This window comes from Tepidisphaeraceae bacterium, from assembly GCA_035998445.1.
In the GTDB taxonomy this organism is placed as follows: domain Bacteria; phylum Planctomycetota; class Phycisphaerae; order Tepidisphaerales; family Tepidisphaeraceae; genus DASYHQ01.
Genome location: DASYHQ010000001.1, coordinates 1 through 13,074 on the forward strand (window position 1 = coordinate 1; position 13,074 = coordinate 13,074).

At 67.0% G+C, this 13,074-nt stretch carries 3 protein-coding genes; 2 read left to right on the forward strand and 1 reads right to left on the reverse strand.

Features of this window, described 5'->3' with window-relative positions:
- Positions 1 to 34 precede the first annotated feature (34 nt).
- Both VGN72_00005 and VGN72_00010 read left to right on the forward strand, forming a co-directional pair.
- The gene (locus VGN72_00005) at positions 35 to 11,989 is read left to right on the forward strand and encodes a fibronectin type III domain-containing protein (GenBank protein HEV7297717.1); all 11,955 of its coding nucleotides are present in this window, start codon (positions 35 to 37) and stop codon (positions 11,987 to 11,989) included.
- Complete coding sequence (locus VGN72_00010; GenBank protein ID HEV7297718.1) at positions 11,986 to 12,726, forward strand: hypothetical protein; 741 nt, start codon at positions 11,986 to 11,988, stop codon at positions 12,724 to 12,726. Before VGN72_00005 ends, VGN72_00010 begins: the two co-directional genes overlap by 4 nt.
- Before the next feature lie 16 nt (positions 12,727 to 12,742).
- Here VGN72_00010 and VGN72_00015 read toward each other — a convergent pair.
- Positions 12,743 to 13,074: hypothetical protein (locus VGN72_00015; GenBank protein HEV7297719.1), on the reverse strand; the 332-nt coding region annotated here is incomplete at its 5' end.

The window sequence follows — 13,074 nt, forward strand, 5'->3', positions numbered from 1 at the left end:
CGCCACCACGCTGCCAGCGGGCAACACGACGACGTTGACGCCCGCGGCCGACGCGTTCGTCCGCGGCGGCCAGTACGCGGCGAACCCCTACGGCCTGAACGGCACGATCGAGGTGAAGAACTACATCGCCGACCTCACCCGGGTCGGTCACGTCAAGTTCGACATCAGTGCGCTTCCGGGGACCGTCGCCAGTGCGACGCTGCGCCTGCACGGGAAGCTCGCCGGCACGGTCGCGCCGCTGACGGTCAGCGTCCACACCGCGGCCCACACGAACTGGACCGATGCGGACATTACGTTTACCAGCCAGCCGGCTCAGACCGGCGCGACTCTTGGCACGTTCGTCGTCAACAGCGCTACGGCCAGCTGGCACGAGCTGGACCTGACGAACTGCGTCAACGCGGCGAAGGCGGCGGGGCAGAACAGCATCAGCCTGCGGCTGACCGGGCCCAACGGCAACACGGCGGTCATCGAGTTCAGCTCGCGCGAGGCGTCGACGGTCGCCAATCGGCCGCAGCTCGTCGTGCTGGCCAGTGCGCCCCAGGCACCTCTAGCCCCCGGCGGCTTGACGGCCGTCGCGACGTCGCCGACGCAGGTGAACCTAGCGTGGGCCGACAACGCGAGTGACGAGGCGGGCTACCGCATCGAGCGCAGCACGGACGGCGGCACGACCTTCGCGACGCTGGCGGCCGCCGCGTCGCTGGCGGCCGGCACCACGAGCTTCAACGACGCGGCCGCCGCGGCCGGCACGCAGTACTGGTACCGCGTCGTCGCGATCGGCGCCAGCGGCGCGCCCAACTCCGCCTCGTCGAACGTGGCCAATGCGGCGACGCCAGCGCTCCTGAGCGTCAGCATCGGCGGTCCTGCCACGGTCGCCGAAGGGGCGACGTACACGCTGTCGTTGTCGGCGAGCGGCTTCGGATCCGACGCGATTGATCACTGGGCCGTCGACTGGGACGGGGCGGGCCCGCTCGTGGCCGAGTCCGTGTCGGGCAATCCCAGCAGCGTCACCCACGTGTTCCCCGACGGCTTGGTCCCGGCGACCGCCAACAGCGTCACTGCCCGAGCATACCTCGCGGGCGACGCGACCGGTACGGCTGCCACGCCGAAGAGCGTCACCGTCACCAACGTCGCGCCCGTCGCGACGATCGGCGGGGTGCCGACGACTTGGTCGGGCGGGCAGACGTATAACCTGACCGCCTCGGCGACCGATCCCGGCACCGCCGACACGGCCGCCGGCTTCACGTACGCCTGGTCGCTGACGGTCGACGGCGGCACACCCACGACGGGCTCAAGCAGCACGTTCTCTTTGACGACCACCAACGCCGGCAGCTACGTGCTGACGCTGACGGCGACCGACAAGGACGGGGCAACCTCCGTGGCCGACACGCGGTCCTTTACGATCGGCGGCGCGCCGGTCGAGCCGCCAGCTCGGCCGACGGACCTCCAGGTCACCGCCACCACGTCGTCGACCGTCACCCTCACGTGGACGGACAACGCGACGAACGAGACCGGGTTCCGCGTCGACCACAGCACGAGCAGCGCGTTCGCGGCCGGCACGGTCACGACGATGAACGTCGACGTCGCCAACGCCAGCGGCGCCACCCTGTCCGGCCTCACGGCGGCCACTCCGTACTACTTCCGCGTGCGCGCGATCAACGGTGCCACCCAGTCACTCGACAGCGACCCGGTCACTGCGACGACGTCGCCGGCCACCACCACGGTGCCAGCGCAGCCGACGGGGCTGACGGCGAGCCCGATCTCGCCTACGCAGGTCAGCGTGACGTGGACGGACAACGCGACGAACGAGACCGGCTATGCGCTGGAGTACAGCGCCGACGCGAACTTCGCGGCCGGCACGGTGACGACGATCAACCTCGGGGCCAACGTGACGAGCCAGGCGGCGTTCGGCCTGGCGCCGCAGACGCAGTACCACTTCCGCGTCCGGGCAACCGGAGGCGTAGCGGGTGACTCAGGCTACAGTAGCGTCACCAGCACTACCACGCCGGTCCAACTGCCGAGGCTGGAGAACCCGCTGACGATAAGCGGCCCCCAGTTCGCCGGGCCGAACGAACAAGTGACCTTGCGCGCTTCCGTCAGCGAGCCAGGCTCCTATTCGTACGCCTGGGGCATCAGCCGTGACGGGTTCTCACACGCCAGTGGACAAGGAGCGGAGATCAGCTTCCGTACGGAAGGTGCGGGCCATTACATGATCAGAGTGATGGTCATGGAGCCTGGGATGCCGAACAAGTCTCTCTATGCCGGCATCGCGGACGTGATCGTGGGCGATGCACCCGCCTTCAACGTGGGAATTGACGGACCCTCGGTCGGAATTGTCGGGCAGGCATCGGTCTTCACCGCCCAGGTTGGGCCTCGCGCGGTGGAACCCCTCTCGTATCGGTGGTCGGTGACGCGACCGGTTCGCGAGGAATACTCCGAGGAGGTGTTCCATCCGGAGATCACGTTGCCGTCGACGACGATCACCGACAATCCTTCATTTGCCTTCGTCCCACCGGCGACGATCAAGGACTATGAAATCAATTTGATGATCGTCGATGGTAACGGCGCGACGGTCGACGCGATCCGAAAGCGGTTTGAGTCCCGTGCCGCACTGCCGCCGCAGGGGTGGGAATGGCACTCCAGTGCCCCGCCCGAGGGGAATTACGGTCCGCCCGAACACATCTCAGATACTGTGTTGCAGCCAGACGGCAAGATCGTTGCGGCGATCTCTCACGTTCAGGGGTCGATCGTCGTCGCACGGTACAATGCCGACCTGACGCCGGACGTCAGCTTCAACGGGGATGGGTACTTCTTCGATTCGAGCGCGACGGGGTCTGGGTCGTGGGGGGGTAGCCAGGCGCAGGGCACTAAGGGTGTCGCGCTACAGGAAGATGGAAGTATCCTTTTTGCGCACGACTATCTGTACGGCAGCTCCCAGCCAGACACAGAGGCGGCATTCTACGTCGGGCGGTTAACGCCCGACGGCCAGCTGGACCTCAGCTTCGGAACCGGTGGCTACGTTGCGGTGCAATTTGACGCGCCCGACGGTTGGTCCAACGCCGGCATCTATAACGCCGGCGGGGCGCGCGATATCGTAGTACGTTCCGACGGTCGGATCCTGGTATCGGGTTGGGCAAGGTGGCGCCCAGATTCGCCGGACTGGCCCTTGGTCGACACCGATTACCACCACTCGATGGCCGTCGTTCAACTCTCCCCCACCGGAGCGCTTGACCCAGCTTTCGGTAGCGATGGCGCCTACTACTTCAGCGACCACCCTGAAGAGTACGTGCCCGGCCGACTAAACTTGGCAGCTGCGATTGAGCTGCAGCCCGATGGTAAAGTGCTGGTCGCCGGCCATGCTCGCGGCCAAGATATTCCTGAGAAATTGCTGTTGCTTAGGTTGAATGTTGACGGCACGCCTGACGACGGGTCCTTGGACGACACTACGCCGAACGATCAGTTCGGTCCCGTTGGCAGTGGGCGGGTGGAACTCGATTATCAAGTACGCAACAGTGATCGGGGGGAGGCGGGCGGGATGTCGGGAGGGAGAAATAGTGGCGTCGAATTGCTGCTCACACCTCAAGGTGGAATTTTGTTGGGTGCATTGTTCGAGCAGGACGCCGAAGTGAAGATTTTCAAGTTCAACGCGAACGGTGACGTTGACACCGGTTTCGGAACCGGAGGAGTAATCTCGGAGCCAACAGCTTTGGCCGATCCTGGCATGGCGCTGCAGCCCGACGGACGGATCCTGCTCGTGACGACCAGCCCCGGCTCCACGGCTGCTACCGACTACATTACCGCCTACCGTTACCTGCCAAATGGCGCCGCGGACACGACCTTCAAAGCCGTGGGTCAGCCGCAGGTTACGCCCGGGCAGATCGTGGTCGACGTGACCTCGGGAGCGGAACGGGGGCGTACTGTGCTATTCAGCACCGACGGCGTCGTGCTCGCGGGTCAAGTGGAGGAGTATGACCAATTGTTCGCCCCGGCCGACCCCTTCCTCATCCGCCTTCGCTTGGACGAGGCGACGCCGTCGTCGCTGCGAGCCACGGCAACGCTGGCGGGGCCGGTCGAACTCCGCTGGCTGCACGTCGGCGACGCTGAGGACGGCTTCCTGATCGAGCGGTCGTTAACGGGGCTCGAAGCGGACTTCACGACGATCGGCGCGGTCGGCCCCGACGTCGAGCGCTACACCGACGAGCGCGTGCAGCCGGGCGTCACGTACCACTACCGCATCGTCGGCCTGCTCGCCGGCGAGCGTTCGGGCGTGTCCAACGTCGCCAGCGCCACCACCGCGCCGACCGACGTCGGCTACGCGCTGATCGAGACGATCCTCGTGCCGGTCGACGGCTCGGCCGTGCAGTCCAGCAGCGTCCTGGCCGACGGCGTGCCGTACCAGCTGCGTGCCAGCGGCGACTTCTACCTCGGGGCCGCCAACGCCGGCTCGGCGTACGTCAAGCGCGCCGACGCCGAGCACGGCCGCTACAACCCGATGCCGACCGACGTGAACCCGAACGTCGACTACGGCATCGGCGTCAACGACGCGAACCGCGGCCTGGTCAAGTTCCCCCACTGGGGCCCGCCGGCCGGCGGCGAGGCCCGCGAGTACGCGATCAGCTTCACCGGCGCGGGCCAGCCGATCACGCTCGACTACCACGACGACTACTACGCCGACAACGTGGTGGACGTGCCCGGCCGCCCGCTGCGCGTCGACGTCTACGCGCCGCTGCCGGCGACGCCGGCGCGGCTGACGGCGGCGCCAGACCGGCCGGCCCGATCGGTGACGCTCGCCTGGGAGGACCGCGCGCTGGCCGAGCAGTACTTCCGCGTCGAGCGCGCGACCGACGGCGGGGCGTTCGAGACGATCGGCACGGTGCCGGCGAACGTCACGACGTACACGGACGGCAACCTGGCGCTGAACACCCGCTACGCGTACCGCGTGACGACGGTCAGCGCGATCGGCGAGTCGACCGCGTCCAACGAGGCGGTGACCGGGATCGTCAACCTCGCGCCGCAGATCGCGCCGGTGCCGCCGCTGACGGCGACGGTCGGCGCCGCGTTCGCCTACGGCGTCGTCGCGACGGACCCGGAGGACGACGCGGCCGGGCTGACGTACGCGCTGGTCGACACCGCGGACGCGCCGCCGGGGCTGACGATCGACCCGCTGACCGGCGCGGTGACCGGCTGGACGCCGACGGCATCGCAGGTCGGCCAGCTGTTCGAGGCGACCGTGCGCGTGACGGACGTCGACGGCGCGTACGCCGACGAGCGGCTGTACCTGCACGCGGCCTCGACGCCCCCGATCCTCGGCCAGCCGACGGCCGAGCTGGCGTCGCCCGCCACTGTGCGCCTCAGCGCCAGCGCGACGGACGCCAACGCCCAGGGCGCGGCGGACGAGGCGAGCCTCACGTACGCCTGGACGGCCGTGCGCGGCCCGCTGGGGGCGCCGGCCGTCACGTTCGACGCGAGCGGCACGAACGCGGCCAAGGCCGCGACCGCGACCGTGGGGATGGCCGGTGCCTACCGGTTCCAGGTGACGGTGACCGACGCCGACGGGAACACGGCCAGCCGCGACGTGAACGTCACGGTCGCCCAGCGCTTCACCTCGGCCGGCATCGCGCCGGCGACGGTCGTGCTCGAGCAGGGGGCCAGCACGACGGTCCGCGCGACCGCGCTCGACCAGTTCGGCGCGGCGATCGGGGGGCCGGCGCTGGAGGAGCTGGTCTTCGACTGGACGGTCGGGGGCAGCATCGGCGTGCAGGTGCTCGCCGCGCCGCACCCGCGCGGCGCCGTGCGGCTGACCGGCGGGACGTTCGGCGGCACGTTCGACGTCGAGGTGGTCGTCACCCACGCGGCTGAGAACGTGGAGCAGGTGGCCACGGGACGGGCGATGGTGCGCGGCGCCGCCAACCGCGCCCCGTCGGTCGCACGGGCCGCCACGGCCTCGATGGCGACGCCGACGCTTGTGGCGCTCGACGTGCTGGGGGCCGACGACGGCGGCGAGCTGAACCTGACCTACGCTTGGAGCAGGGTCAGCGGTCCGGCGGGCGTCACGTTCGCCGCGACCACCCCGACGAACGCGGCGAAGTCGACCACCGCGCTCGTCTCGGCGGCCGGCAGTTACACGTTCCGGGTCACGATGACCGACCGCGCCGGCGCGACGACGACCAGCGACGTCACGCTGGAGGTGCCAGCGATCCCCAGCGGGCCGGTCTACAGCGGCCTGCGGGTCTCGCCGATCAACGCCACCGTCGCGGCTGGCACGTCCGTCCTCCTCACCGCCGAGCCGCTGGACCAGTTCCACGAGCCGCTGGGCTCCGGCGGCCCGTCCGCCTACGCGTGGTACGTCGACGGGGTCCAAGTGCCCGGCGCGACGGGCGCGACGTTCACCTACGCGACGCCGTCGGCCAACGGCCTGCACACGGTCAAGGTCGTCGTCGGCGCACTGTCGGCCCAGACGAGCGTGCGGGCGAACGTCGACGAGGCGCCGGTGGTGCGCATCACGACGCCCGGCAGCGCGTCCGAGCCGCTGCTGGTCAAGGCCGACCTCGACGTGCGCGGGATCGTCGACGACGCCAACGACGACCTGGCGTCCTACCAGCTGACGCTCACCCCGCTGACCGGCGGCGGACCGGCGATCGTGCTGGCGTCGGGGACGACGGCCGAGTCCGGCGTCGCCGCGACGCTGACCGACGCTCGCGTGGGCCGCATCAGCCCGACGATGCTCGCCGACGGGGTCTACCGCCTGCGGCTCGAGGGCATTGACGCGACCAACCGCACGACGGCCGACGAACGGTTGATCCGCGTGCGCACGGACCTGAAGCTCGGCAACCTCGCGCTGCCGTTCACCGACGTGGAGATCGACGTCCCCGGCGGCATGCCGCTGACCGCCACCCGCGCCTACGACACGCTGGAGGTGGGACGCGACGTCGGGCTGGGCAAGGGGTGGCGGCTGGACCTGTCGGACGTCGCGCTGCGGACGACGGCCCGCGGCGGGGCGCACGGCACCGACGCGATGCCGGCGCTGCGCAGCGGCGACCTCGTGACGATGACGATCCCCGGCCGCGGCACGCACACGTTCCAGTTCCTGCCGCGGCCGCTGAACTACAAGCCGGGCGCCCCGGGCATCGCGTACTTCACCTACGCGCCCCAGTTCGTCGCGATCGACGGCAGCAACGCGGTCCTGACGGCCCCGGAGGACGGCAGCGGCAACCCGTTCGTGCTGACGCGCGACGGCCAGGAGTTCTACTCGGACACGACCTCGGGCCGCATCGGCTATAACCCGGCCCGCGCGACCTTCGGCGGCGCCTACACGATCACCGAGGCGGACGGCACGGCGTACGCGATCAACGCGACCGCCGGTCGGCTCACGCAGTCGACCGACCCCAACGGCAACGTCACGACGTACGCTGCCGATGGCAACAGCGTCACGAGCGCCGGCAACGTCCGGCTCGAGCTGGTGCGCTCGGGCAGCCGCGTGACGGGGATCGACCGCGTCGACGGCGACGGACCGGCGGTGCGGCAGGTGACGTACGGCTACACCGGCGACGACCTCACGAGCGTCACCGACCGCGCGAACAGCGTGACGCACTTCGAGTACGGCGACGCCGGCCGCCCGCACCACCTGACCGCCATCCGCGATGCGCGGGACGTGACGGTCCTGGCGGTCGAGTACGACGCGGCGACCGGCCGGGTCTCCAAACTCGTCGACGTGCGCGGCGGCGCTGCGCCGATTAGCGGCGGCGGGTTCGACGGGCACCGGGCCAGCCAGACCGTCACCGACATGGCCGGCAACGACACCGAGACGCAGTACGACGCGCAGGGCAACGTCACGCGCACGATCCAGGCCAACCGCGACGCGGCGGGGCACGTGGTCGGCTACACGGTCACGGTGCAGCGGTACGCGTCCGTCACCGCCGACGTGCTCGACCCGATCGACACCGGCCGCAGCCTCGCCAACGCGCCGCTGTCGGTCGAGCAGTACGCGCCGTTCACGGTCGCCGGGCCGGACGCCAACGGGCAACGCTACACGCGGCAGCCGACGACGCTGCTGCGCAGGACCGAGTTCCACCTCGACGCGGAGGACGCGACCTCGGCCGACCAGGGCTACCCGTCGGCCGAGACGAGCGTCGACGCCAACGGCGTCGCCCGCACGACCCGCTACAGCGGCTACGTGAAGGGCCGGCCGACGAAGATCGTCGACCCCGACGGCAACGTCACGTGGAACGCGTACGATGACGCCGGCAACCTGACGTGGTCGGTCGGCGCGCTGGGCGAGGGGACCGAGTTCGTCTACAGCAACTCGCCCTTGGCCAGCGACCCGGACCAGATCGAGCGCCCCGACCTGCCGGGCGGGCTCCTGCTGCGGACGTACACGGTCAAGGATGACGACGGGGACAACGCGACGCGGCCGGCAACGCCCGACCGTCTGACGGTGGCGCCGGACGTGACGAACGACTACTACGCGCCGTCCAACGTCGCTCCGGGCGAGTTCAAGGGCATGCTATGGAAGTCGACCGACCGCAACGGACTGACGACGCGGTACATGTACACGTCGGATGGCCAAGCGAAGGAGACGTTCCGCGAGTGGACGGACGCCAATGGCTTCCACAGCGTGCGCGACAGTCTCACGGAGTACGATGCCGCCGGGCGCGTCTGGAAGAGCACCTCCTACCCGAACCCTGTGCTCGACCCGGACGGTCAGACGACCGAGACGCACTACGACGCGCTGGGCCGGGCCTGGGAGAGCGTCGACGTCTACGGCGGCCGGACGCGCACGACCTACGATGCGGCCGGGCACGCGGTCCGCACGCTCTACCCGGACGGGACCGAGACCCGCATGGCCTACGATGCGATGGGGCGGGTCGCGTGGACGAGCGAGCGGTTCGCCAGCTCGACGACCTACGATGCCGTCGCGGGCACCTACGTTAACGACAACGCGGCGACCTACGTCGTCACGCGGAGCATCTACGACGGCCTCGGCCGTGTCGTCGGCACCGAGCGGTACCGCGACGGCAAGATCACCATTGAGGCCGACGCGTCGGTGGGACAGGGGCTGCTGAGGGCGACGGCGCCGGACGCCGCTGCCCTGACGGCGGCGGGCAAGCGCCTGTCGACGACGTCGACGACCTACGACAGCCAAGGCCGGGCCGCGACGCAGACGGACGCGTCGGGCCTGACGACCGAGACGCAGTACTACCCCAACGGGCAGGTGTGGCGCACGCGGCCGGTCACCTCGCCGGCCAGCAATTGGACGTCGTACGCCTACGGCAAGACCGACGGACTGATCGCCGGCGCCGTCAGCTACGACAGCGTCACCGACGCGCTGGGCCACACGACCAAGACCTTTAAGGACCGGTTCGGCCGCACGCTCCGCACGGTGTTCCACGACGGCAGCTTCACGCAGTCGTTCTACGGCATCGGCGGCCTGCCCGCCGACCCGGCCAACGACGTCAACCTCGCCACGCCGGCCGGTTTGATCATCCCCATCGGTGGCCGTCACGAGGTGCAGGTCGAGCAGCGCAAGACCAACGACCCGGTCGTCGCGACGCACCGCGTGTACGACGCCAGCGGCCGGCTGACCGACGTCTACCTGCCGGCGGTGGATGACGCCGACCCGAACTCGCTCACTCATGGTCAGAGCGTCCGCCCGCACTGGCAGTACACCTACGACGCCAACGGCAACCAGCTGACGCAGGTCGATCCCAAGGGGCGCGTGACGAGCTGCAAGTACGACGAGCAGAACCGGCGAACGAGCCGCACGCTGCCCGACAACATCAGTGAGTCGTGGACGTATGACGCCCACGGGCGTACGAGGACCCATGTCGACTTCGAGCGCCAGACGACGGCGTACGCCTACGATGATTCGGCCTCGGCGGGCGGGCGGCTGGACGCCGAGCACCGCTTCGCCAAGGGCGTCGCGGCGCTGGATGCCAACGGCGGCATTGTGGTCGCCAACGCCGCCGAGCGGACGTGGTACCACTACGACGCGCTGGGCCGGCAGGACCAGGTGAAGGAGTACGCCGGCGCGGCGCTCACGCGTACGACGACGTACGAATTCGACCCGGTCACCGGCGGCACAACCAAGATCGCCTCGCTCGAAGGCGTGCTGAACCACGCGTACGACCCCGCCACGGGCCGCATGACGCGCACGTGGACGAGCAGCAACGACACGACGTACCGGCACGACGAGTTCGGCCGGCTGTGGAAGGTCATCGCTACCAAGTTGAATGGGGCGACGGTCAACCAGACGACGACATACGCGTATGACGCCGTCAGCAACCTCGACCTGACGACGTTCGATAATGGCACGCCATCGGATGCGGGCGATGACCCGACGCACGACTACGCGTACACGAACCTGAACCAGCTCGACACGCTGGTGGTCAAGCGCGGGACGGCCAACGTCTTCGCACAGGACTACGACTACGACAGCAACGGCCAGCGCGACAAAGTCACCGAACACCGCGGCAGCGAGTTGACGGTCATCGACTGGACCAACGACGGGCTGGGTCGGTTGACCAAGGAATCGTACGACAGCAGCGACAACGGCAAGGACTACCTCGCTGATTACAAGTTCGACCTAGCCAGCAACCGCGTCAGCAAGGTGCAGAGTGACTTCCAGGCCGAGACGACGATCTCCCTCTACAACGACCGCAACCAGCTGACGAGCACGACGGCGAACGGCGTGACCACGAGCTACACGTACGACGACAACGGCTCGATGCTGACCAAGGGCAGCGACGGCTTCACCTGGGACCTGCGCAACCGCATGGCGAGCGCGACGTCCAACGGTGTGACGACGCTGTACGGCTACGATCACAACGGCGTGCGCGTCAGCAAGCAGGTGGGCACCGGCCCGACGCGCACGTTCGTCAACGACGCGTCGAACCCCACCGGCTACGCCAAGCCGATCGAGGAACGCGTCAACGGCGACGTCGACACCAGCTACGTGCTGGGGCTGGGCGTAATCGGGCAGATTAACGCCGCGAACGGTTACCTGTCGCTCGCCCAAGATGGACGTGGGTATACGCGTGGGGTGATGAACCTGGGCGGCATCGACCTGCAATCGGTCGACTACGACGCCTACGGCAACACGCTACAGGCTGGCTTAGTACCGAAAACGCCGTGGCAGGCGCCGGACGGCTACTTGGACGTCGAGACGGGACAGCACTACCAAGTCGCACGCTACAGCGACCGCACGACGGGCACGTGGCGGAGCCAAGACCCGATCACGAACTTCGGCGCGGGCGGGTGGCAGGACGCGAACTTACACCTTTACGTGTCGGGCGACCCTATCAACCTTATCGACCCTTCAGGGGAGGTGGGCCTAAGCCAGCTAATGGCAGTAGCATCGATTATTAGCCTCGTCGCTATACCTGCTGGCCTAAGTCTATCGATGGCGTCGCAGGGGCCAGCCCCCATGACAACGAAGCCTCAACTCCCTAATTCGATCGCGGAGACGGATGCACACGTGCATTGGATAAGAATCAGGGGATCGAAAATGACGCTCGATCAAGTGTTTGCGCGGGTAGCTAGCCTTCAAGACCTACCTGCGGATACTATCACTGCCAACACATCGCCGAGCGCTGCCGGGCAGATGATCACCTTTAGTATCCAGCATAAACTTTTTCAATTGGGTCAGCGTCCATTCAATGTCAGAATGACGCGGTTTGATACTACGAACCGTATTATGGTCGCAGAAACGTTGGATGGTCACCCATTTAAAGGGTGGCGCGCGTGGAAGGTTAGCCGTGTAGACGCAGATATCCTCGTTGAAACGTGGTCTGTGGATAGGCCGGCGAACACGCAAGAGTTTGCAAAGTTCTATCCGCTAGGAGAGTGGGGACAAGACGACGCGTGGAACGGGTTTATGGAAAATGTAGGGAAATGGAGTGGTGGCGAGATTGTCGATTCAAGAATCGATCCGGGCGGTTTCTATGAGAATGCCTATCCGTGGTTCGCTAAGATGGGGATCGGAAAATTCAAATGAGAAGGAAGCCGCTGATTGTTACTGCTATCGCGGTTGCCGCGCTGGCTGTGTCACTTTTGCTAGTGCTAACGCGTGAGCCCCTTGTCACCACGAAGTTCCGTGGCGTGCAAATTGTGTGGAAGGATAATGAGGCCTACATCGTCGTGGAACAGCATCGCGTCCTGAATGAGGGCGGATTGGTGAATGCTTTACTCCATCAAATCGGTGTCGCGGGTCCCAATAGTAGCGGCAAACCCATTGCCCTGGCGACAACGGTGCACATCAAGTCGGGTGTGACAGAAGTTTACGAACAAACACTGAGGGATGCCGGGATCGTAGGCCCCTTGCTAATGGTTGATAACGCGCCATTCTTTTTCGTTGGCGGAAAATCGGTGAGCGGGTTCAAATGGGAAGGTACTAGGTTCAAGATGGTCCCACCCGAAGTCGTCAGTGACTTGCGCAGAACTCTTGCACCGACCAACAGCGAGGTCTGGGCAAGTTCGGATTGGCGCAAGCTCGATTGGGAAAACATGGGGCCAATTGGCGAGGTATACAACCGTAGTTTCACATTCGGACAGAATGGAAAGTTGTCGATTCACCTAAAGTCCAGTCGTGAAGATGGGTCGCCGGACAAAAAGGGGGCGAGACGCGTCTCCATTCTTATCAAAAGTGAAACTGGCGAAATCCTAACGAACTTGGAAGTTCAGGAGATGCCCAGAAAAGTCAACGCTGACGAGTTTAGCCGGCTACAGCACTAAGCTTCGATGCCTCACCTCAAATCCGTACGACAGCCTCGACCGGCGGGTGGCGCAGGTTGTGTACTCGCAACCTGTTTGGTCGTACCACGGAAGCAGAAAAGGGGTCGGGAGGGCTCAGTCTTGTATCTTCCAAACCGAACACAAAGCCGATCCAATGATGAATGGTGCGTCGCGTGCGGGTGAGCGTAGCGAGCCGCACGCGACGCTCCCGCCGACGGCAGATCGAGCCTGTCTTGGCCGCCAGGCCGTGGTTGAGCCGGATCGTCGTCGGCGTCGTGGTCCAAGCCCGAACAGCCGCCAGAACGTGGGCCGCCGCCTCGCGGGGCTTCACAGTTCGCATATGCAAGG